Origin of the sequence: Pseudomonas sp. WOUb67 (genome assembly GCF_050058005.1) — a bacterium.
GTDB classification, from domain to species: Bacteria; Pseudomonadota; Gammaproteobacteria; order Pseudomonadales; family Pseudomonadaceae; genus Aquipseudomonas; species Aquipseudomonas putida_R.
Genome location: NZ_CP170112.1, coordinates 5402402 through 5425164 on the forward strand (window position 1 = coordinate 5402402; position 22763 = coordinate 5425164).

The 22763-nt window shown below is 62.5% G+C and carries 20 protein-coding genes; 13 read left to right on the forward strand and 7 right to left on the reverse strand.

The features are described from left to right. Nucleotides 1–232 precede the first annotated feature (232 nt). On the forward strand, nt 233–586 hold the full coding sequence (locus ABOC32_RS23950; protein WP_234229583.1) for a hypothetical protein: 354 nt from the start codon (nt 233–235) through the stop codon (nt 584–586). 202 nt (nt 587–788) lie between these two features. Here ABOC32_RS23950 and ABOC32_RS23955 read toward each other — a convergent pair whose 3' ends face one another. After that, the gene (locus ABOC32_RS23955) at nt 789–1694 is read right to left on the reverse strand and encodes a LysR family transcriptional regulator (RefSeq protein ID WP_426809127.1); all 906 of its coding nucleotides are present in this window, start codon (nt 1692–1694) and stop codon (nt 789–791) included. Between the two features lie 123 nt (nt 1695–1817). Here ABOC32_RS23955 and lysA point away from each other — a divergent pair, with 123 nt between their 5' ends. The 6 genes from lysA to ABOC32_RS23985 all read left to right on the forward strand — a co-directional run bounded on the left by lysA (nt 1818) and on the right by ABOC32_RS23985 (nt 11423). After that, nucleotides 1818–3050, forward strand: a complete 1233-nt coding sequence (lysA, locus tag ABOC32_RS23960; RefSeq protein ID WP_426809128.1) for a diaminopimelate decarboxylase — start codon at nt 1818–1820, stop codon at nt 3048–3050. 210 nt (nt 3051–3260) lie between these two features. Then, on the forward strand, nt 3261–3761 hold the full coding sequence (locus ABOC32_RS23965; protein WP_426809129.1) for a sigma-70 family RNA polymerase sigma factor: 501 nt from the start codon (nt 3261–3263) through the stop codon (nt 3759–3761). Between the two features lie 5 nt (nt 3762–3766). Beyond that, nucleotides 3767–4702 (forward strand): FecR domain-containing protein, encoded by a 936-nt coding sequence (locus ABOC32_RS23970; RefSeq protein WP_426809130.1) that lies wholly within the window; start codon nt 3767–3769, stop codon nt 4700–4702. A 112-nt stretch (nt 4703–4814) separates the two neighbouring features. After that, nucleotides 4815–7301 carry a TonB-dependent siderophore receptor gene (locus ABOC32_RS23975; protein ID WP_426809131.1) on the forward strand — a complete coding sequence of 829 codons (2487 nt, stop codon included), beginning with the start codon at nt 4815–4817 and terminating at the stop codon, nt 7299–7301. A 307-nt stretch (nt 7302–7608) separates the two neighbouring features. Beyond that, nucleotides 7609–10287 (forward strand): T6SS effector BTH_I2691 family protein, encoded by a 2679-nt coding sequence (locus tag ABOC32_RS23980; protein ID WP_426809132.1) that lies wholly within the window; start codon nt 7609–7611, stop codon nt 10285–10287. Next, complete coding sequence (locus ABOC32_RS23985; RefSeq protein WP_426809133.1) at nt 10287–11423, forward strand: DUF6708 domain-containing protein; 1137 nt, start codon at nt 10287–10289, stop codon at nt 11421–11423. The genes ABOC32_RS23980 and ABOC32_RS23985 overlap by 1 nt, the downstream gene beginning before the upstream one ends. 147 nt (nt 11424–11570) lie before the next feature. Here the strand turns inward: ABOC32_RS23985 and ABOC32_RS23990 are convergent, their stop codons facing one another. Beyond that, nucleotides 11571–11852 (reverse strand): hypothetical protein, encoded by a 282-nt coding sequence (locus ABOC32_RS23990; RefSeq protein WP_426809134.1) that lies wholly within the window; start codon nt 11850–11852, stop codon nt 11571–11573. Then, nucleotides 11834–12142, reverse strand: coding sequence for a hypothetical protein (locus tag ABOC32_RS23995; RefSeq protein WP_426809135.1), 309 nt, complete (start codon nt 12140–12142; stop codon nt 11834–11836). The genes ABOC32_RS23990 and ABOC32_RS23995 overlap by 19 nt, the downstream gene beginning before the upstream one ends. A 306-nt stretch (nt 12143–12448) precedes the next feature. Between ABOC32_RS23995 and ABOC32_RS24000 the strand changes: the two genes are divergently transcribed. Continuing rightward, a complete protein-coding gene (locus ABOC32_RS24000; RefSeq protein ID WP_426809136.1) occupies nt 12449–12877 on the forward strand; it encodes an NUDIX hydrolase in 429 nt (142 codons plus the stop codon). 186 nt (nt 12878–13063) lie between these two features. Next, the gene (locus tag ABOC32_RS24005) at nt 13064–13507 is read left to right on the forward strand and encodes an acetyltransferase (protein ID WP_426809137.1); all 444 of its coding nucleotides are present in this window, start codon (nt 13064–13066) and stop codon (nt 13505–13507) included. Nucleotides 13508–13592: 85 nt separating this feature from the next. Here the strand turns inward: ABOC32_RS24005 and ABOC32_RS24010 are convergent, their stop codons facing one another. Both ABOC32_RS24010 and ABOC32_RS24015 read right to left on the reverse strand, forming a co-directional pair. After that, nucleotides 13593–13865, reverse strand: coding sequence for a DUF3077 domain-containing protein (locus ABOC32_RS24010; RefSeq protein WP_426809138.1), 273 nt, complete (start codon nt 13863–13865; stop codon nt 13593–13595). Between the two features lie 4 nt (nt 13866–13869). Beyond that, nucleotides 13870–14127 carry a hypothetical protein gene (locus tag ABOC32_RS24015; RefSeq protein ID WP_426809139.1) on the reverse strand — a complete coding sequence of 86 codons (258 nt, stop codon included), beginning with the start codon at nt 14125–14127 and terminating at the stop codon, nt 13870–13872. Between the two features lie 714 nt (nt 14128–14841). On the opposite strand from ABOC32_RS24015, the gene ABOC32_RS24020 reads away from it, so the two are divergent. The 4 genes from ABOC32_RS24020 to ABOC32_RS24035 all read left to right on the forward strand — a co-directional run bounded on the left by ABOC32_RS24020 (nt 14842) and on the right by ABOC32_RS24035 (nt 19874). Then, on the forward strand, nt 14842–15552 hold the full coding sequence (locus ABOC32_RS24020) for an AraC family transcriptional regulator (protein ID WP_426809140.1): 711 nt from the start codon (nt 14842–14844) through the stop codon (nt 15550–15552). A gap of 103 nt (nt 15553–15655) precedes the next feature. Beyond that, entirely contained in the window at nt 15656–17071 is a 1416-nt protein-coding gene (locus tag ABOC32_RS24025; protein WP_426809141.1) for an efflux transporter outer membrane subunit, read from the forward strand. A 159-nt stretch (nt 17072–17230) separates the two neighbouring features. After that, nucleotides 17231–18370 carry an HlyD family secretion protein gene (locus ABOC32_RS24030; protein WP_426809142.1) on the forward strand — a complete coding sequence of 380 codons (1140 nt, stop codon included), beginning with the start codon at nt 17231–17233 and terminating at the stop codon, nt 18368–18370. Further along, nucleotides 18360–19874 carry a DHA2 family efflux MFS transporter permease subunit gene (locus ABOC32_RS24035; RefSeq protein WP_426809143.1) on the forward strand — a complete coding sequence of 505 codons (1515 nt, stop codon included), beginning with the start codon at nt 18360–18362 and terminating at the stop codon, nt 19872–19874. The genes ABOC32_RS24030 and ABOC32_RS24035 overlap by 11 nt, the downstream gene beginning before the upstream one ends. A gap of 142 nt (nt 19875–20016) precedes the next feature. Here the strand turns inward: ABOC32_RS24035 and ABOC32_RS24040 are convergent, their stop codons facing one another. Together ABOC32_RS24040 and ABOC32_RS24045 are read right to left on the reverse strand one after the other, a co-directional pair. Beyond that, on the reverse strand, nt 20017–21318 hold the full coding sequence (locus tag ABOC32_RS24040; RefSeq protein WP_234229568.1) for a cation:dicarboxylate symporter family transporter: 1302 nt from the start codon (nt 21316–21318) through the stop codon (nt 20017–20019). Nucleotides 21319–21387: 69 nt separating this feature from the next. Beyond that, nucleotides 21388–22743 (reverse strand): class-II fumarase/aspartase family protein, encoded by a 1356-nt coding sequence (locus tag ABOC32_RS24045; RefSeq protein WP_426809144.1) that lies wholly within the window; start codon nt 22741–22743, stop codon nt 21388–21390. Between the last annotated feature and the right edge of the window lie 20 nt (nt 22744–22763).

Consider the following 22763-nt stretch of genomic DNA (forward strand, 5'->3'; position numbering starts at 1 on the left):
CTGCGTGCGCCGTGTACGGATCAACGATAGCCAACCCGTGGCAAGGCGGACGGTAAAACCAGGCGTTGAACGTGCGCAGGCACGCTCAGGGCTCGCCGAAGCTTAACGACTGATCGGTCATCAACGCTTGCAGCGCTGCGACAATTTCGGTCAAGGGGCGGTAACTTTACGTTTATGCCTGTACGCAAGACTGTCAGAATTCCCTTCCGTTTCCTTTGATCCGAGCCTGCTCATGCAAATCAACACCGCCCTGCTGTTCGCCACCCCTTGCGATGACGAGGAAGACAACATGGCGACCCTGTGCTGCCACAGCGACAAGGGTCAGATGTTCCTGCTTACCCGCTACCCGGACGAAGACACCGTCGACCTGACCCTGGATGACGAGCCGTCGACGCTGGATGGCCTGAAAGTGACGCTGAGTGCCAAGCGCCTGCTGATCGAAGTGGCGGCCGGCGACCAGGATGCGTTGAAGGGGGACGAGGTGCTGGAGATCAACCTGACCAGCGACCTGAGTGACCTGGATGAAGTGAAGCAAACCCTGGAAAACATCCTGGCCGGCACCGGGACCTTCGTCTGCGAAATTTGAACGCGGTCCCTTGTGGATGCAACTGCCTTGCACATCATCAGGCTGCCGCATCACTTTGTAGGAGCAGCCTTGTGCTGCGAAGAGGCCGGTAAGGCTCAAGACTATCTGCGGCTGCAATGGCCTCTTCGCAGCGCAAGGCTGCTCCTACAGGACTTGTGCTTGCCTTTAAATCAACACAGGGCAGGTGGGCGCACACCAGGCCTTAAATCAACGCTGCCTGCATCTGCTGCGCCTGCACCCGCAGCGCCTCGCAAAACGGTTCCACCGCTGCCGATGCCGGCCGGTGGTCCGGGCGTATCAGCATCACCTGGTACGGCACCGACACCCGCAGCCTGCGGATGGGTAGCCCGCCCTGCGCCGCCTCCAGGCCGCTCAGCGGGTTGATGATCGCCACGCCAAGGCCTTGCCTGACCATGGCGCACACCGAGGCGGCACTGGTGGTCTCGATCACCGTACGGCGGTTCACCCCTGCCGCGCGAAAGTGCTGGTCCAGGCGCTGGCGGTAGGTGTCCAGGCTGGCCAGGTTGATGAAATCGACTTCGTGAAAGTCGCTCAGCTCCAGCTCGGCCTTGGCCTGCAACGGGTGATGCTCGGGCAGCACGCACACCATGTTGGCGCTGAACAGCAGTTCACCATAAGCGCCGCGCGGTATCTGCTCGACCTCGGTCAAGCCAAGATCATGCTGCTGGGCGACCAGTGACTCCTCCAGCAACGGCGATTCCTGCGCCACGATGCTCACGCTCACACCCCGGTGCTGCAGGTGAAAACGCTGGCAGGCCTTGGGTAGCAAGGTTTGCGAGAACAACGGCAGGCAGGTGATGGCCAGCCGCCCCTGCTCGAAATTGCGAATGGCCTGGGCAAAGCGATCAATGCGCTCCAGCCCGACGTAGGCACGCTCGACCTCCTCGATCAACAGCAATGCCTGGGCCGTCGCCACCAGGCGCCCACCCTCGCGCTCGAACAGGTTCAAGCCAGTCACCTGCTCCAGCCGCGCCAGCTCGCGGCTGACAGTGGGCTGCGAGGTGAACAGCAGGCGCGCCGCCCCGGTGACACTGCCAGCGGCCATGATGGCGCGGAACACTTCGATGTGGCGGACGGACAGTTTCACGGCAACACCCGGTGAGTCGACAATGGGTATATCAGATATGAATGGCTTGCAGAAAAATAGCTATTTTTCTGAATTCACGGTTTGATTCATTCTCGTGGCCTTCCTTATACGAGTAACGCCACCATGACCGCACCCTTCACCCTTCTGGCCGAGGCGGTTCGCCAGCACGGCTCGCCGCTGTGGGCATACGACGCCAGCACCATCGCCGAGCGTGTCGAGCAACTGAACGTATTCGACACCGTGCGTTTCGCCCAGAAAGCCAACCCCAACCTGCATGTACTGCGCTTGATGCGCGCCCACGGCCTGGTGCTGGATGCCGTGTCGCTGGGCGAGATGGAGCGGGCCTTCGCCGCAGGTGCGAGCGTGGACGGTGACCCTGCCGGCGTGGTGCTGACCTGCGACGCGCTGGACCGGCCAACCCTGGAGCGGGTGGTGGCAGAGAAGATCGAAGTCAACGCCGGCTCCATCGACATGCTGCGCCAACTGGGTGAACGCTCGCCCGGCCACCGCGTGTGGGTCCGCATCAACCCGGGCTACGGCCATGGCCATAGCCGCAAGACCAACACCGGCGGCGAAAACAGCAAGCATGGCATCTGGCACGAGGAACTGGACGAGGCGCTGGCGTGCATCACGGCCCATGACCTGCACCTGGTGGGCGTGCACATGCACATTGGTTCCGGGGTGGACTACCAGCACCTGGAGCAGGTGGCCCGCTCGATGATCGAGCTGATCGGCCGCCTGGGCGTGGACATCGAGGCGTTCTCCATCGGTGGCGGGCTGTCTACCCCTTACCGCAGCACCGACAAGCCGGTCGACCTGCAACGCTACGCCCAGACCTGGGCGGTGGCGCGCAAGGAAATCGAAGCCATGCTGGGCCACCCCGTGCGCATGGAAATCGAGCCAGGGCGCTTCCTGGTGGCCGAGTCGGGTTACCTGGTGGCGGAAGTACGGGCCGTCAAGCAAGTGGGCCGCAATACCTTCGTCATGATCGATGCCGGCTTCAACGACCTGATGCGCCCGGCGATGTACGGCGCCTACCACGGCATGACCCTGCTCGATGCCAACGGCCAGCCGGTAGACCGCCCACGTCAGCCGACCGTGGTGGCCGGGCCGTTGTGCGAATCGGGTGACGTGTTCACCCAGGATGACCAGGAACTGACCCCGCAGGACCTGCCTCAGGCACAGGTGGGCGACCTGCTGGTGATTCACGACGCCGGCGCCTACGGCGCGTCTATGTCGTCGAACTACAACAGCCGGCCGCTGCTGCCGGAGTTCCTGATCGAGAACGGGGCGCTGCGGATGATCCGCCGCCGGCAGACGGTGCAGGACCTGCTGAGCCTGGAGGCGGGTTTCTAATCACAACACTTGGGGCTGCTGCGCAGCCCATCGCAGGCAAGCCAGCTCCCACAGGGATGTGCAATGCCTGAGGTCTGCGCCGAACTTGTGGGAGCTGGCTTGCCTGCGATGGGCCGCGAAGCGGCCCCAATGGCACAAACCCTCCTTGCAATCACCTTGGCTCATCGCGACAATGCGATCAATTCCTATTCATATTGCGAATTTGACGCCATGTCGACGCTCGATCCCCAGGCCCTGCACCAGCTGTACAGCGAAAACAACGGCTGGCTGAAGGGCTGGCTGCGCGCCCGCCTGGGCAACGCCGCCGATGCTTCCGACCTGGCGCATGACACCTTCCTGCGGGTAATGACCGCGCGTAATCAGTTGCCGATCCGCGAGCCGCGCAGCTACCTGAGCGCGATCGCCCGCTCGCTGCTGATCGACAAAGCCCGCCGTCGAACCATCGAAAAAGCGTACCTGCAAGCCCTGGCCCTACGCCCGGAGCCGGTAGAGGTATCGCCGGAGGTGCGCTTGTCGATCATCGAAATGCTGGTGGCCGTCGACACCCTGCTCGACGAACTCGGCGCCAAGACCCGCGCCATCTTCCTCGCCGTTCAACTCGAAGGCCTGACCTACGGTGCTGCGGCCGAGCGCTTCGGCGTGTCGGTTACCACCGTGAAGAACCACCTGATCAAGGCCATGACCCGCTGCCTGCTCGCAGTCGAAGGCTGAGGGCAATGGACATCAAGACACTCGAAGCCGCTGCCACCTGGTATGTGCAGCTCAACGATGGCGCCAGCAACGAGGCCCGCACCCACGCCTGGCGGCAGTGGCTGCAGGCCAGCCCGCAACACGCTGCCGCCTGGGCGCGGGTAGAAAAACTGCAGCAGCAATGGGCCATGGTGCCGCCGCAGGCGGCGCTGTCCAGCCTGGGCGCGGCGCAGGCACAGCGGCGCGATGTGCTGAAGGTGCTGAGCCTGTTACTGGCCATGGGCGCTGGGAGCTGGTTGGCAGTCGAACAGGTGCCCTATCGCGCCTTGCTGGCCCAGCAACTTACCCGCAGCGGCGAACGGCGTACCGTGCAACTGGAAGATGGCTCGCAGCTTGAGCTGAACGTGGATACTGCGCTGGATGTGCGCTATGACGCAAAAGTACGGGCTATTCAGCTTTACCAAGGGGAAATCCTCGTCCGCCCGATCAGTGGCCATCAGCAGCGCCCGTTCATCGTGCACACCGAAGATGGCAGCGTACTTGCCCGCAGTACCGAGTTCAGCATCCGCAAACTTGCCCAGCAAACGCGCGTAGGCGTGCTGCAAGCCTCTGTCGAAGTACGCCCGCAGCACCACCCTGATCGGGTCCTGCAACTGCAGGCCGGGCAGCAGGTGAGTTTTGACCGCGACGACTTCGCCATCGCCCATGCCCTTCCCGTCGACTCCACAGCCTGGCTGCAGGGCATGTTGAGCGTGAACGACTGGCACCTGGGCGACTTTGTCGAGGAGCTGGGGCGTTACCGACAAGGGGTGCTGCGCTGCGCCGCCTCGATCCGGTCCATGAGCATTTCCGGCGCATTCCGCATCGACGATACCGATATTGCATTGGCCAACTTGCCGAAAACCCTGCCTGTGAAGGTGCGCTACCTCAGCCGTTACTGGGTAAGCGTGGAGCCCGCCTGAGTAACTGCGCAAAAATAATTTCACCCACACCTTGCTGATTTCGATTCTCGCCCGTCCCTGACACAAGCCGCGACGACAGCGACTTTCTGCCATGACACGGAAGGATCACGCAATGCCCCATCTGCACCCCACCCCTGCAACCAAGCTGAGCCAGGCCGTGCGCCTGGTGCTGTTCGGCATGTCCCTGGCCAGCGCGCCGGGCCTGCTGCTGATGCCTGCCCAGGCCATGGCCCAAAGCCAGACCGCCTACCATGTCCCCGCTGGCCCACTGGGCAACGCCATCACCCAGTTTGGCGTGCAGGCGGGTGTGACCATTTCGTTCGACACCACACAAACGCACAACCTGAGCAGCGCAGGCCTGGAAGGCAGCTACAGCATCGATGAAGGGCTGATCCGCCTGTTGGCCAACAGTGGCTTGCAGGCGCAGCGCCAGGGCAATGGCGGCTATGTGCTGATACCTGCAGACAACGGCTCGGCGATGGAACTGGGGCCGCTGACCATCGACGCCAACCGGCTGGATGCAACCAGTGAGGGCACCCAGTCGTACACCGCCCGTGCCGTCACCATCGGCAAGGGCGTGCACACGCTGAAGGAAACCCCGCAATCGGTCACCGTGATGACCCGCAAGATGCTCGACGACCAGAACCTCAACACGCTGGAACAGGTGCTGGACAAGACCCCGGGCATCACCGTGTACGACTCGCCCATGGGCGGCAAATATTTCTACTCCCGCGGTTTCAACCTGGACGGCCAGTACCAGTACGACGGCGTGCCGCTGGACGTGGGCGGCAACTACGTGCAGGCCAACAGCTTTTCCAGCGACATGGCGTTCTACGACCGCGTCGAAATCCTCAAGGGCGCCGCCGGCATGATGAAGGGCTCCGGCTCCTCCGCCGGCGGCGTCAACTTCGTGCGCAAGCGTGGCCAGGAAAAGGCTGCCACCACCGTCACCCTGTCTGCCGGCAGCTGGGACAACTATCGCGGCCAGGTGGATGTGGGTGGCCCGCTGAACGAATCGGGTACCGTGCGCGGTCGCGCCGTGGCGACGCTGCAGGACCGCCAGTACTTCTATGACGTGGGCAAGCGCCAGGACCAGATACTGTATGGCGCGATCGACTGGGACGTCACCGCCGACACCACCCTGGGCTTTGGCCTGGCCTACGAGGATGTCGATGCCACACCGTGCTATGCCGGTGTGCCACGCTACGCCGATGGCAGTGACCTGAAGCTGTCGCGCTCCACCTGCCTGGGGGCCAGCTGGAACGACCTGCAAAGCCAGCGCATTACCGGCTTTGCCGACCTCAAGCACCGCTTCAACGATGACTGGACGCTGAATTTCGCCTCGGTCTACACCCACAACAACCAGGACATCGAATACGCCTACTCCGAAGGCACGGTGCCGGTCGGCGCCAGCACCGCCAGCATGAACGTCCGCGCCGGTCGTTTCGACTACGACCAGGACGACTACGGCTTCGATAGCTATGTCGATGGCAAGTTCGAGGCGTTTGGCCTGCAGCACGAGCTGATCATCGGCGCCAACGCCAGCCGGCAGAAAACCCATGATTACTTCGCGCTGATACTGCTGGACGGCAAGCAAAACCCGTTCGCCCCCTCGCCGAACTTCCCACACCCGTCCAAGGGCGATTACCTGGTCAACCCGACCCGCGGTGGCAGCGTGCCAACCGACTCCACCACCACGCAGTACGGCACCTACGCCAACCTGCGCCTGAAGCTGGCGGAGCCACTGACCCTGGTGCTGGGCGCGCGGGTCAGCTGGTACCGCAACAAGAGCGACTCCTACACCCAGCTCTACGATTACTGGGTGAATAACCGCAGCCAGGAAAACGGCCAGGTCACGCCGTTCGCCGCCGTGCTGTACGACCTGAACGACCAGTGGACCGCCTACGCCAGCTACGCCGACATCTTCCAGCCGCAAAGCGACAAGGTAAACGCCGAGCGGCAGTCGCTTCAGCCCAAGACCGGTGCCAACTACGAGGTTGGCATCAAGGGCGAGCTGCTTGGCGGCGCGCTGAACACCTCGTTCAACCTGTTCCGCACTGTCGAGAAACACCGCGCAGAAAGCGACTACAACGAGGCCTGCCCGTCAGGTGATGGCTATTGCTACACCGACAGCGGCAAGGTGCGCGCCCAGGGCTTCGAGGCCGAAATCAGCGGCTCGCCAATCGAGCGTTTGCAATTGCTGGCGGGCTACACCTACACCCAGACCAAGTACCTGAATACCATCGAAGACACCGACCCGACCGAGCTGACCTTCACCTCCAGCTTCATTCCGCGGCACATGCTCAAGGTGTGGGGTGATTACCAACTGGGCGGTGCACTGGAGCGCTTCACCGTCGGCGCCGGCCTGAACAGCCAGAGCGAAAACTTCCGCACTACCGGCACTACCCGTGTCGAGCAGGCAGGCTACACCGTGTGGAACGGCCGCGTGCAGTACCGCATCGATCCGAACTGGACCGTCGCTCTCAACGGCAACAACCTGTTCGACAAGAAGTACTACGCCACCATCGGTGCGCCGGCCTGGGGCAACTTCTATGGCGAACCGCGCAACTTCATGGTGACCTTGCAAGGCGCGTTCTGAAACATATCTCTAAATTCCCTTGGGCCGCTTTGCGGCCCTTTTGAGAGGCCAGACCACAGTAAAAAAACCTGTCAGGCTGGCTCTCCCGCCGACCTGCCGTATCGTAACGAGAAGCCGCATCGTTGACGTGAAAGCGGGTGAAAACACCTACCGAAGTCAATACCACCGCATTTTCAGAAATCTCCTACACGATCATCGGAAGCGCGAAGCTCCAGCAAGAAGTGATTCCTCGCTAGGGTCCAGGTTCGGGTCGAATGCAGCGCGTTGCATGCATTTGATGATCACTCCTGCTCACTGGAGCATATCCATGGACTCATTGAACGAAACCCTCGAGCTGTGCAGGCGCATCACCACCGGCTACCGCCCCGCCCTGCGCAACAGCCCGGTCGCCGACTGCACCCGCCGCTTCGAACTGCTGCCCCTGCGCTACGCCGCCATCGGCGGCAACCCGGCACAACGCGCCCGTCTGCCCAAACTGCCAGGCTATCTCAGCCCGTTCCAGGATGTCGGCGAGATGACGCATTCCAGCTACGCCATCCGCCCCCTGCGCGAAGGCTTTCTCTATCTGCTGATCAAGCGCCACAGCGCACCGGCCTACGAGTGGCACAGCCAGTACCGCGTGGCACCCAACGGCTCACTGCTGTACATCAGCGCCGATGCTCCCTGGGAGCCCGCCCCCCTCGCTGGCAACCTGGACGAGATCATCCGCAGCTTCGGCTGGACCATCACCCTCTACGACCTCGACGATATCCAGGAGCTGCGCCCGCTGTTCAGTCCCTCCCCGCTTACCCCGCGCATGCTCGACAACTATCGTCTGCTCGAAGATGAGTACCGCAACAGCCTGCCCGCAATTGATATCGCCCGCTTCATCCAGCCTTCCGACGCCCCGCCACAGCCCAACGTGCTCAAGCACGATCAACTGGGCTGGGTCGCCGACTTCAAGGCCCAGAACGATGCAGATCTGCAGGCGCTGCTGGACCTGCAGCCGTTCAACCATGACCAGATCGTCTCGCCGCACGCCTCCCGGCAAGCGCTGGCACCGCTGGTGAACCAGAGCAAACCCCGTGGCGCGGCCATCGTCATCGAAGACGCCATCGGTATCACCCAGGAGCTCAACGCCTGGCGCAACGCCGCTGTCGATGATGTGAAGACCAAATGGCTGGAGCGCACCGTGGAACCCGGCGTGGACAACGAGCGCAAGCTGCTGGTCGCGCAGTCGTTCCTGGAGATCGAAAAGCTCTACCCGCAGATGATGGCCGAGCAGATCGTCAAGCGTGAAGTCATGGCAGAAAACATACGTAACCAACCCTACGTGCATGCGGAGATCTATGCGTTTTCCGAACGGGCCAGGCAGCAGGCCGATGCACATGACGAGCGCATGAAGCCTCACCTGGCGCAGTTCGAGCGCGACGTCCGGGCCAAGGTCCAGGCCCGTCAGGAGGCCGGCGAGTTCAGCAAGCAATTCGACCAGAAATACGGCCACCTGGTCGACCGCCAGGCCATGCACGATCAGCTCGATGGTTTCGAGCAGGCCATGCATCAAGCCCAACAAGCCGCAGAAGACCGCGCCAAAGACCAAGCCCGCTGGGTGATCAGCGAGCGTTTGCTGCAAGCGCTGGACCGCTACGACAACGCGGATCTTATCAACGGACTGGCCTTTGCCGAGCAGACCGGCCAGTGTGTGATCGGCATGGAGTTGAGTGAATGGGGCACTAAGGTGCTGGACCACTGGTGGCGCAGTGACGTGGCCGACCGGGCAAACCTGGCAATACGCGGCATCAGCTACAACCAGGACGACATCCGGGAGGAGCTTGCGGCGCTGCTGAAAGCGGCCAAGGCCGAACCACCGGCAGAGTCGTCGTTCGTACTTCGCGAATCGCTCGCCCGGCAGGCGCATATCGCCGCGAATGCTTTCGGGCGTATCAACTCGCTGTACGAGGAATTGCAGAAGAGCAACAACACCGCCAGCATCGGCCTGCATGCGTGGTATGTGGCGCTTGGGCGACAAGTACTACGAACCGGCGCGCCCAACAGTGCAGACCGAGCGTTGCACCACGGACTACGCCTGGCGTTGTTTGCTTCGGTACATGAAACGGCGGTCGAGATACGCCTGAGCGAAGCGGCGCGTAGCGGGCAGCCCATTAACCCACAACGCAGCGGCGGCCAGATTGCGCGCTATCTGGATCAGGCCTGGGCTGAGAGCTTGATGCAGGCTGACGGTAAGAAAAGTGACTTCTATAAAGTCCGTTCCGCCGGCCTGGTATGCCTGCTGGAAGGTATGCTAATGGCGTTCAAGGCGCGGGAACTGCCTGACAGCGATGCGCGGGTGAAGACCGAACTCCTGGCGGCCGCGATGACCACGGCAGCGGCCGGCTTTGAAGTCGGTGCCAGCTATGTGGACCAGGTGGTAACCCGATACGGCGCCAGAAGTGTGACTGGCAGAGGTGCTACGGCAACCTTGGGGAGGTTGAAGTTGTGGGGGGCTGGTCTGGCTGGTACTGGGGGACTGGTATTGGCATGGTGGGACTTTGCCGACGCAGCCGAAAACTTTAAATACCGCCAGCAGGAACCTACCGGACAGGGCACGAAAAAAACCAGAACGCTGGCGTTAGCATACGCAATGCGCGCACTGGCAACCATCACGCTCTCCCTGGCAGAAGCAGGAACAGCAATTGCTGTAGCAAAACCGTTGTTTGACCATCTCTCTCACAGCGCTAAAAGCAAAGTTGTGAGAATGCTCGCAACCTCTATGGGTGAGCTTGCAAAAAAGCTGGGAACACAAAGCGCTCGCCTGCTACTTGCGCGTCTAGTACTAGGCGCCTTTCGGGTAGGTCTCGCACTCACACTTATCATTTACCTCTTTGAAGATGATGCTCTCGAAAAGTGGTGCAAACGCAGCAGCTTTCGGATCGAAAAAAATTCCAAGCCCCACGAAGAGCAGGATGAGCTTAGCACCCTACATTCAGCCTTCACGGAGGTTTTATAATGTATCTGATCGAATGGGGCTTCTGGCAAATGGCAACTGAATCGGAGCATGCTAGGAGCGCTTATGAAGCCGAGATGACGCCAGCAGAAAAGCGCACAAGGAATGATTTTTATGAGGCTGACTTAGACGAAGAAATCCACTTTCGCCCCGTTAGCCAAAGTCCTCTCGTACGCGGTCCTGTTTATGCATTCAATGAAACATTCATGGAGATGCGCTGTGGCGGGTCGGAAGAGAAACGTGGCCTTATTACATTAGTCACGCTAGGCGGAGTGCTCCCCGGCATAGCGTTCGGCACGATCATATCTGCCGGATCTATTTGGCTTGACTTTACCCAGCCGGAATCCAGCTCCTTTCTGACAGTCATACTAGCTATTGCATTGGCCTTGGCTTCAGGGTCAGCACTGTATTTCTATTCAAAGTACGGCATAAAAATCAGCCGACTGGAAATGCTGACAAGCCGTCACCTAGTCATTCGCTTCAATCGAGTGACTCAACACGTCCACCTCCATCGGCCGAAATACTGCGGCGGCATCGTAACCTTCCCATGGAGAACAACCGCAAGCACAGGCATCGACCCAGAAGATGACTCACTCAGCGTGGGCATGCGACTCGGTCTGGTCTGGCACCCCAGCCGCACCGGTTTACCGCACATGGAAATGGCCCTACTCGGCAAACAAGGCCAAGGCGGCAGCGAACTGCGTGACGAGTGGGAGTTCATTCGCCGCTACATGGAAGAAGGCCCACACGCCGTCCCCCGCCCCCGCCTGAGCACGCAACTGCCCTCACCCATCCAGGCCTTCAGCGCCCAGTTCGAAGGCCTTGGTCGTTTCTTCCGCAAAAGCAGCTGGCTGTTCAAAGTCATCTTGCTGATGGTCTGGCCCGCCTTCGTCATCATCGGCACCGGGCACTGGCTCAGCCTGCTGCTGTGCTGGCGACCGCGCTGGCCGAAAGTAATCCGCGAGGCCGGCATGCCAGGCAAACCTGTGCCGCCTGTAACCACACTGAGCGACTACCCACCTGCAACCCAGGAGCGCCTACTTGCCAATGCCGACCTATGGCAACTTCGGCCAGGCAAGCGCCCGACGAAAAAACCACGCAAACGCCGGACGCCCCAAGCGTTCAATGAAGGTAACTGACAAGCAATCAACTCAACCACGCACTGTCACCACCCCCAAGCTAAAAAGCATCGTGCTGGGCCACGCCATTTCAACCCGGTAGCCCAGTGCGGCGTCTGAAATCCGCGGCAAAGCCCTGCTCAAGGCACGCAGGACTTCGGCGCTCCATCACAAGCAAACGTGCTCCAGCACCTGGTCGATACCGTCCAGATCATAAATCCACCCCAACGGCATGTCTGCCCGGGTGGGGCCAGGTGTAAGCACCATCAGATCGCGGACGCCATGCAGCATCAGCGGCAGGGCCGAGCTGGCAGGCGCCAGCAATACACCCCGCTTGCGGTTGACCGACCAACGCTCGGTGAAGGCTTTGCCTTGGCCGAAACGGAAGGTCAGCGGCCAGCTGTCGATCGACGCTGCCGACGGCGCAGGCCTCAACCGAGGGATTTCCATTGGTCTTGACCAGGCGTGGGCTCGGCTGGCTTGCTGCGTGCGCGCTTCAACACCGCAGGGATCCAGCGGGTGACAAAATAGCCGATGTGCGCAGCCAGTGCGCTGCAGAGGAACATCGGGAACAGGTTGTCCACGAAGGTGGCCAGCCAGTGGTGAGCGGCTTCGCCGTGGGCCACCAGCGCGGCGAGGATGAATGCAGTCACCAGCATGATGACGTATTGCCGATACAGCCCGCACAGCGCGCCCATTGCCAGCGCGGCCATGGCGAGGGCAAACCCTACGTGGTCCATTTGCAACATTCCTTGACGTCAAAAAGGCGTCAAAAATAGCATCAAAATGACATCAGTCAACCTTGAATGCCTTGCACTAGACACTGTTGTAAGCTGGCCCGAAACCGGCATCGTCTACTCGGCCGAATGCGCGCCGCAACCCCTGTAGGAGCGGCCTTGTGTCGCGATGGGCCGCAAAGCGGCCCCGGCAATTTGTGCAGCCTGGCTGAAACCCTGGGGCCGCTGCGCAGCCCATCGCGACACAAGGCCGCTCCTAAAGGGACCGCGTCAGCCCATGAATATTGTTAGCAGACAGGGAAATCGCTCATGCGTCCGAATAAAGCCTGCCCCGTGGTCCTTTCATCCACGTTGCCTGCGAAAATCCTGCTGTTCCGCCACCCCTTGGCTGGCGTGCAACTGGTGAAAGGCACCATCGAACAAGGCGAAGCGCCGGCCGTGGCCGCCTTGCGTGAATTGGGTGAGGAATCAGGCATCACCAACGCTACGGTCAAGCAGGACCTGGGCTGCTGGGATGCCGAACACCTCGGGCAAGTGTGGTCGTTTCACCTGTGCCAGGTGGAAGGTGCCCTGCCCGAACACTGGTCCCACCAGACACAGGATGACCATGGCCACCTGTTCACGTTCTTCTGGGCCGCGTTCGACGACCTGCCCTGCAACGACTGCCATCCAGTCTTTCAGCGAGCGTTGGTGTATCTGAACAACGCCCTGGAGCCCTTGCACAGCGCTGGCGGCTAGAGTCCGATGAGCAGGCTTGAGCCGCCCTGCGCAACCCGGGTAACCTTCCGCACTCTTCCCTTCCGGCCTCCCCTGCCGTGTACCGCCCAGGCGTTAAATCGCGAAGCGGTCATTCATGATGCCGACACCCGAAGGGCAGCCACCTTTGGCGTGCCCATCCGCCATCTATACATTCAGGATGACCCCATGATCATTCGCCAAGCCATTGCTGCAGACTACCCGCAGCTGCTCGACATCTGGCTGCGCGCCGTACGCGCCACGCACCACTTTTTGCAACCGTCCGACATCGACGCGCTGTTGCCACAGCTGCGTGACGTGTACTTCCCGGCCGTCGAGCTGTGGGTTGCAGTAGACACCGATGACCAGCCGCTGGGCTTTATCGGTTTCAATGAACACCACGTGGAAATGCTCTTCGTCGACCCCGAGCGACATGGCCAGGGTATTGGCCGGGCGCTGCTGGATTTTGGCCGCCAGTCGCGTAGCGCGATGAGTGTCGATGTCAACGAGCAGAACCCCCAGGCAACCGGGTTTTACCAGCACTACGGCTTCGTCCAGACCGGCCGCTCGCCGCTGGATGGCGAAGGCCGGCCATTCCCGTTGCTGCATATGAGCTTGCCCACCCAGGCGTGACCAGAAGGCACACACCGCGATGGACCGGTCCATCGGGCCATGTGTCGCAATAAGGGCCGCAAAGCGGCCCCCCCAGGGCAGCTGTTCAGCGGAGGGTGTTTTTGGTCAGCTCAACTTCGTTCATCAACGCCTTGGCCAACGCCGTGAGGTAATCGGCGGCGCCCAGGAGTTTGTGGTCGTCCTCCATATCGCCTTCACGCAGCAGATGCTTGATGTAGCTCAGCAGGATCGAAACTTGCTCGTAGGCATCATCAATAGGAATGCCGGGCTGAACCCGCAGCAGATCCTTTGGCGGGTTGCCGACTTCGAGGAAGGTTTCTGCACCGATGGTGACGATGACCTTGGGTTCGTCTGCCATGTTTTCACGCCTCTTCCTTTTGGCCGAACAGCCGTGCATGGGAATGGGTTACCAGCGAATGGGCGATTTCAGTTGCATGCAGGGCATTGCCCAGGCCGGCATCGCAAGCGTGGCTGCGGCAGTGTTCGTCGAGGGTTTCGATGACGCCGCGTAGCAGTTCGATCACATGTGCGAGGGCGACGGGTGGGTAGATGTCGGATTTGACGGTGAAGAATGGCGTGTTGATGGGTCGGCGGGGTGGATCGGGTACGAGCTTTTTCATGGCTATCACCTTTGTTCTGCCCAAGGAGACTGCCACTTCAATCTTTCTCACGGATTGTGGGTGGCAGCCGTGCGCGGGGTGAGAAACCGAGGAACAAAGGCAAAACTCGGCCAGGCCTAAGCCTGCCCGCGCACGGCCGCCATAACGACGGAGCTTTGTATCAGTCGGGTTCTCACGCCCGGTCGCCGGAGCGACGCGAAAACGTTATCCCTGAGGTACTTCCCCGACAACAGCGATAGTTCAGCAGCGCGCGTAGGATAATTCCTAAACGGGTTGATTCTGAAGCATTTGGTTTCATGTTCAGAAATGTCTTACAGGGTATGGTTTTGGGGGGGCTGGCATGGGATCGGGTCAGGGCCATCAGGTGCTTGCCGCAACATGTTCGGCGCCTGTGAGATCGAGCGCCGCCCGCGCGGCGCATCGCGAGCTGCGCTCGCTCCTACGTTTGTTTCGGGCCAATTATTCCTGCGGGATTTACGCGCGAACGCCTTGGCGCACGGCTCGATATCGTGTCGTACAAACAAGGCGGTCGCGCGCGTTTTTCACAGGCATGACTGGCCCGAAACAAACGTAGGAGCGAGCGCAGCTCGCGATGCGCCGCGCGGGCGGCGCTCGATCTCACAGGCGCTGAATAATTGCGTCGAACCACCAACCTTCGCAATCCAGCATCAATAATCCGCCGTATAATCGGATCCAACACCGAGGATGCCCCGCATGCAAGCATTGGAAATGGATTACGGACACGGCGAAGAGGTGGCCAGCCACTGCCACGCCGAAGACCAGCTGATCTACGCCGCCAGCGGCGTGATGCGGGTCGCCAGTGAGGGGGGCAGCTGGGTGATCCCCGGCGGGCATGCCTTGTGGATGCCCGCCGGGGTCAGCCATGCCATCCGCATGGAAGGCGCGGTCTGCATGCGGACCTTGCTGCTTGAAGCACGTATCGAGCGTTGCCAGGTCATTGTGGTATCCGGCCTGCTGCACGAGCTGATCCTGGCTGCGTCACGCATGCTCGACCTGCGTGACGGCGAGCACGTGCGGGCACTGATCCAGCTTGAGTTGGCCACTGCCAGGCGCATCGATGCCTTTGTGCAGCTGCCGCACCATGCGCGGCTGCGCACCTGGTGCGAGCGCTTCCTGCAGGACCCGGCCCAGGACCTGACCCTGGAGCAATGCGGTGCGCAACTGAACATGAGTGCCCGCAGCGTGGCGCGGCTGTTCCAGCGTGAGGTGGGCATGTCGTATGGCGAATGGCGCGCCCGTGCCCGGGTGATGCTCAGCCAGCAGTGCCTGGCCGAAGGCAAGCCGATCCTGAACGTGGCGCTGGAGCACGGCTACCAGAGCGCCAGCGCCTTTGCCGCCATGTTCAAGCGCATTCTCGGCTACGCGCCGAGCGATTGGCAAAACAGTACCGCGCGCGGCTACTGAGCCGCAGGTTGTCCCACTTGCGCGCAGGGTTGTCCCGCTTGCGACAGCGGCATGCGCCCCACCCTCGTTAACCTCGCATCACCACCCTTGAGCGACATGTGTGATGCCCTTACTGCCTTCATTTCCCTCCCCTGCCCGGCTTGCCGCACTCGGCATGCTCGGCCTGCTGGCGGCGTGCACCCGGCAACCCGCACCTGCCGAGCCACCCGCAGCGCTGCAGGCTAACCCGCTGGCGATTGTACCGGCCGGTGTCAGCCGGCAAGCATTGCCGGAACAATGGTGGGCGCTGTTCCAGGACCCGCAACTCAACCAATGGGTACAGCAAGCCCTCACGCACAACCAGGACCTGGCACAGGCCGAGGCCAACGTGCAGGCCATGCTGGCCGGCATCGGCGAGTTCGATGCCAGGCGATGGCCGTCAACCTCAGTGGGCTTCGCCGCTATCTATGGCAAGAGCGCCGATGACCAGACCCTGGCCGAGGCGACCGACAGCCACGCGCCGTCGCAATGGCAATTCAACCCAGGTATCGAGTTGGCCTATCAGGTGGATGTCTGGGGCCAGGTGCGCGCTGCCATCGAGCGCGCCCGGGCCCAGGCCGAAGCCAGTGCTGCGGCGCTGGACCTGGTGCGCGTGCAAGTGGTCGCCCAGACCAGCCGCGCCTACATCGACCAGTGCGTCTACGCCGCACGCCTGGACGAGGCAAGGCAGTCCTTGCAAACCCTCGACCACAGCGTGCAACTCAGCGAACGCCAGCGCCAGGCCGGCGTGGCCACCGCCCTCGACAGCGAGCGCCTGCTGGGTTTGCGGGAACAGGTGCGGGCGCAACTGCCGATGCTTGTAGCCCGGCGGCAGATGGCGCTTTTTGAGCTGAGCATGCTCAGTGGCCAGGCTTCGCTGGCTGACACCGCGACTTGCAAAACCATCCCCACGCTGTCGACGCCGTTGCCGGCTGGCGATGGCTGGCATTTGCTCGAACGTCGGCCGGATGTGCGCCAGGCCGAACGGGAGTTGCAGGCTGCAAGCCTGGAAACCGACATCGTCCGCGCCGACCTGTACCCGAAGGTCAGCTTCGGCGCTTCGCTGACGTCCTCGGACTATCACCTTGCCAACCTTGGCGACAGCCGCGCGGTGATGTTCGGCATTGGCCCACTGATCCGTTGGGAGTTCCCCAATATCAAGGCCAACCGCGCACGGGTCGGCAAAGCCGAAGCCTTGCAGCAGGCGCAGGTTGCCCATTACCGCGGCATGGCGCTGAGCGCGCTCAAAGACGTGCGCCAGGCCCTGGCCCGCTATGACGGTGAACGGCAGCGGTTGCAGGCGCTGGATGCCGCCTTGGCACACAGCCAGCGCGGTTATGCCCTGGCCCAGGGCAACTACCGCGCCGGCACCGTGGACGGGCTGGCCTTGCTCGACAGCGAGCGCGAACTGATTCGCCTGCGGGGTAGCCACGTAGAAGCCCGAGGGCGGCTGGCGCAGGCGCAGGTCAACCTGTTTCGCGCACTGGGCGGGCGGTGGTAGCCAGCAGCAAAAATCCATGGGGCCGCTGCGCGCCCCATCGCCGGCAAGCCAGCTCCCACAGGGATTGCACATGACCTGAGTTCAACGCGGTCGGGGTGGGAGCTGGCTTGCCGGCGATGGGCTGCGCAGCAGCCCCAAACTCAAGAATGGAAACCGAACATGAATGTCGCCGTAGAAAAAAACGTGCCTGCTGCGGGCGAGCGGCAAGCCAGATCCCGTCGCCGCCTGGCCTACACCGCTAGCGGCAGCCTGGCAGCACTCGCGCTGCTGGCCTTCACCAGCTACTGGCTCACCACCGGCCGCTACCTGGAGACCACCGACGACGCCTACGTCCGCGCCGACTGGGTGGCCCTGAGCCCACGGGTGGCCGGTTACGTGGCCGAGGTCGCGGTGGCTGACGACCAGCCAGTAAAGGCCGGCGATGTACTGGTGCGCCTGCAAAACCGCGACTACCGCGCCCGACTCGACCAGGCACAGGCGGGCGTGGCCGAGGCGCAGGCGGCACTGCTCGCCGCCCAGGCCCGCCAACAGGTCGCCAGCGAGCGCATCAACCAGCAACAGCAAGCCATCCTGCAGGCTGAAGCAACCCTGCGCAGCGCTACTGCTGAACAGCGCCGCAGTGAACTGGACATGCAACGCTACCGTGGCCTTGTGCGCGACAACGCCGCGACCGTGCAGCGCCTGGAAACCGCCAGCGCAAGCGCCACCCAGGCGCAAGCCTTACTGCAGGGTGCCCAGGCCGCGCTGCGCGAGCAACACTCACAACTCGCCATGGCCAAGGGGCTGTCAGCCCAGGCTGACGCCGAACTGCAACAGCGCGCAGCAGCGTTGGCCCGCGCCCAGGCCCGCCAACAGCTGGCCGAGCAGGACGAACAGGACACCGTGATACGTGCACCGATCACGGGCGTAGTCGGCCAACGCCGCGTGCGCGCCGGCCAGTACGTGGTGCCGGGCCAGCCGCTGCTGGCCGTGGTGCCCTTGCAGCAGGCCTATGTAGTGGCCAACTTCAAGGAAACCCAGTTGGCCAACATGCGCCCGGGGCAGCCAGTGGAAATCCGCGTCGACAGCTTCGCCAGCCAGCCACTGCAAGGCCATGTGGCCAGTTTCTCGCCGGCCTCAGGCAATGTCTTCGCATTGCTGCCCTCGGACAATGCCACCGGCAATTTCACCAAGATCGTCCAGCGCTTCCCGGTGCGCATTCTGCTCGACACACCGCTGGATGGCCCGCAGGTACTGCCCGGCATGTCGGTGGTGAGCACGGTTGACACCCGCCCCGCAGAGGTGGCCGATGCGCACTGAACAACCTGTCTCGCTGCGCGCCTGGGTGGCGGTGCTCGGCGGCTTGTTCGGCTGTTTCATGGCCGGCATGAACGTGCATGTCACCAGCGCCGCGCTGCCGGAAATCCGCGGCTCGCTGGGTGCCAGCTTCGAGGAAGGCTCATGGATTTCCACCGCCTACCTGGTGGCGGAAATCGTGATGATTCCGCTGACGGCCTGGCTGGTGGAAGTGTTCTCGCTGCGCCGGGTGATGTGGACCGGCTCACTCATATTCCTTGTAGCTTCGGTGGCCTGTTCCTGGGCGCCCAACCTGGAGGCGATGATTACTATGCGGGTGATCCAGGGTGCTGCGGGCGCGGTGCTGATTCCCCTGTCGTTCCAGCTGATCATCACCGAACTGCCGGCCAGCAAGATGGCCATGGGCATGGCGCTGTTCAGCCTGGCCAACAGCGTCGCGCAGGCGGCTGGGCCATCGATTGGTGGCTGGCTGACCGATGCCTATTCGTGGCGCTGGATCTTTTATTTGCAACTGTTCCCCGGCATTGCACTGCTGTTCGCCATCGCCTGGTCGATCGAGGCCAGGCCGATGAAGCTTGAGCTGCTACGCAAAGGTGACTGGCTGGGTATCGCCGCCATGGTGATCGGCCTGGGTGGTTTGCAGATCGTGCTGGAGGAAGGCGGTCGGCTGGACTGGTTCGGCTCGCCATTCATCGTCGCCATGAGTGTTATCGCCGCCATTGCCCTGGTGGTGTTCGTGGTGACCCAGCTGTTCGGCCAGCGCGCCTTCATCAACCTGCGCTTGCTCGGGCGCTACAACTTCGGCGTCGCCAGTGCGGCCATGTTCATCTTTGGCGGCGCCACATTCGGCCTGGTGTTCCTGGTGCCCAACTACCTGTCGCAGTTGCAGGGTTTCAGCGCCCGCGACGTGGGCGTAGCGCTGATTGCCTATGGCGTGGTGCAGTTGCTGCTGGCGCCGTTGATGCCCCGGCTGATGGGCTGGACCAGTGCCAAGTTCATGGTTGCCAGCGGCTTTCTGATCATGGCCCTGGGCTGCTGGCTGGGGGCGAGCCTGAGCGCCGACAGTGCTGACAACGTGATCATCCCGTCCACGGTGGTGCGCGGTATTGGCCAGCCCTTCATCATGGTGGCGTTGTCGGTGCTGGCGGTGGCCGGGCTGGACAAGCGTGAAGCCGGCTCGGCCTCGGCAGTGTTCTCGATGCTGCGCAACCTCGGTGGCGCCATCGGCACCGCCGGGCTGACGCAACTGGTGGCGAGCCGTGAGCGCTTTCACAGTGAGCGCATTCACGAGCAAGTGACGGTGTTCGAGCCTGGCGTGCAAGAGCGCATCAACCAGACAGTGCAGAGCTGGTTGCCGCACCAGCAGCAGCTGCTGGAGGGGTTGGCGGGGACGATTCGGCGGGAGGCTTACCTGATGGCTTACAGTGATGCGTTCTACCTGGCCTGCCTGGCGTTGATCGGGTGTGCAGTAGCGGCATTGCTGTTACGGTCAAAACACCAGCTCTGATGCCGACACATCTCCCTGTAGGAGCAGCCTTGTGCTGCGAAGAGGCCGGCATAGCCAACAAATTTTTTGGCAGTAATGGCCTCTTCGCAGCACAAGGCTGCTCCTACAGGAAATGCATAACGGCTACTGAATGGGCATGCGCTTAAAGTGCGGCCCCAGGCGCGCGGCCCAGCACCCGTGAATATTCTTCACGCGCGTTCTGCTCGGTAAACTCCCCGGCCCACTTCGCCACCACCACCGTCGCCACGCTGTTGCCAATGGTGTTGCAGGCCGCCATGGCCATGGACATGAAGCGGTACACGCCAAACAGCAGCGCCAGGCCTTCAACCGGCAGCACGCCAATGGCTGTCACCGTCGCAGCAAACACCACGAAGCTGCCACCCGACACCGCCGCCGCACCTTTGGAGGTCACCAGCATGATCGCCAGAATACCCAGTTGCTGCTCCCACCCCAGCGGCACGCCGTAGGCATTGGCAATGAACAGCACGCACATCGACATGTAGATCGAGGTGCCATCCAGGTTGAAGGCATACCCCGTCGGCAGCACCAGGCCCACGCTCTGTTTCGAGCAGCCGAAGCGCTCAAGTTTTTGCAGCAGGCGTGGCAGTGCACTCTCCGACGACGCAGTGCCAAGCACGATGAAGATCTCGTCCTTGATGTACTTCAAGAAGCGCCACAGGCTGAACCCGGACAACCGGCACACGGCGCCCAGCACCACGAACAGGAAGAAGGCGATCGCCACGTAGAACATCAGCACCAGGTTGGCCAACGACATGAGCACGGCCGAGCCATTGCTGCCCACCGCGTAAGCCACCGAGCCGAACGCACCCAGCGGGGCGAACTTCATGATCAGGTTGATGAACTCGAAGAAGCACTCCGACACCCGATTCAGGCCGTCCTCGATCACCGCACGCCGCTCATGCTTCAAGGCCAGCAAGGCAAAGCCGAACAGCACGGCGATCACCAGCACCTGCAACAGCTGGCCACCGGCAAAGGCACCTACGAAGTTGTCGGGGAATATGTTGTAGATGAAGTCCATGGTCGACGCCGGCGCGTGGCCCTTGGCGACGGCAGCGCTGGCGGCAGCCGAGGCGGCACTGCTGGCGTGCGCGCCGTGCATGCCCGAGCCGATACCGATCAGGTTGCCCCACAGCAGGCCCAGGGCCAACGCGAAGGTGGACAGCAGCTCGAAGTACACCAGTGCGCGCCAGCCCACTTTACCCACGCGCTTGATGTCACCGGCCGAGGCAATGCCGTGGACCACGGTGAAGAACACCAGTGGCGCAACGGCCGTCTTGATCAGTTTGAGAAAGATGTCCCCGAGGATCTTGAACTTGGCAGCGAGCTCGGGGGCGAGGAAACCGAAGGCGATGCCCAGCAGCATCGCAGCGATGACCTGAAACGTCAGGTCTTTGTACAGCGGCTTTTTCGAAGTGGAAGACATGGTTGTTTTCTCATTGTTCTTGTCGAAAAGCAGAGGACGGGGCCCAGCAGCAGCCGGGCCCCGAGCGGATCAACGGGCGACGGCACCCGGGCGGGCCAGCGCCTGGTCGACCATCTGCGGCGCCAGGCCCAGGTAATTGGTCGGGTCGCACAGCTGCTCAAGGGTGGCCAGGTCGACATGCGCGGTGGCCTCGCCCTGGGCCTTCAGCGCTTCCAGCAGGCTGATGCCCTGGTCATTGGCCAGGCGGCAGGCGGCGTAGACCACGTCGTGGGCCACCTGGCGACCCAGCGCCGGGGCCAGGCCCATCATCACTGCTTCAGCCACGATCAGGCCTTGGGTCATGTCGAGGTTTTTGCGCATGCGCTCGGTGCGCACGTCCAGGCCGGCCAGCATGAAGCGCGCCTGGCCCAGCGAAGCGCCAGTCAGGGCGAAGGCTTCGGGGATGGCGATCCACTCGGCCTGCCATGGGCCGGTGGAGCGCTCGAAGTCCTGGATCATGGCGTCGAGCATCAAGCCAGCCTGCTGGCGCACGCCTTTGGCAGCGGCATACATCAGCTCGCAGGAAATCGGGTTGCGCTTCTGCGGCATGGTGCTGCTGGCGCCACGGCCCTTGACGAACGGCTCGTAGGCTTCGCCCAGCTCGCTGGTCATCATCATCATGATGTCCAGCGCCACCTTGCCCAGCGAGGCCGTGACCAGGCCGAGGAAGTTCAGAGTTTCGGCCAGGCCGTCACGGGCCACGTGCCAGGTGGCTTGCGGCACGCCCAGGCCCAGTTCGTCCATCAGCGCAGCTTGTACTTCAAGGCCCTTATCGCCCAGCGAAGCCAGGGTACCGGCGGCACCGGCAAACTGCCCCACTTCCACCCGCGGGCGCAGCTCGACCAGGCGCTCGGCATGGCGGTCGAACATGCTCAGCCACACCGCGCACTTGTAGCCGAAGGTGATCGGCAGTGCATGTTGCAGGTGGGTGCGGCCGGCCATCGGCGTATCACGGTAGCGCAGCGCCAGCTCGGCCAGCAGGCCGCGCACGGCCTGGATGTCGCGCTCGACGATAGCCAGGGCGGCACGCACCTGCAGGACCACGGCGGTGTCCATGATGTCCTGGGTGGTGGCGCCCCAGTGCACGTAGCGGCCCGCTTCGCCGCACAGCTTCGACAGCTGCTCGACCAGCGGCAGGATCGGGTAACCGACGATTTCGGTCTCGTGCTGCATCAGCGCCAGGTCCAGGGCCTCGTAGCGCGATAGCTCGGCAATCTGCACGGCGGCTTCGCCAGGGATGACGCCGCAACGGGCTTCGGCCTTGGCCAAGGCCACTTCCACTTCGATGTAACGCTCGATCAGCGATTTGTCGGAGAACACCGCACGCATTTCGGCGGTGCCGAACATGTCGCGGAACAGGGTGGAATCGAAAACGGTGGTGGACATGGGCAGGGATCCTGAAATGT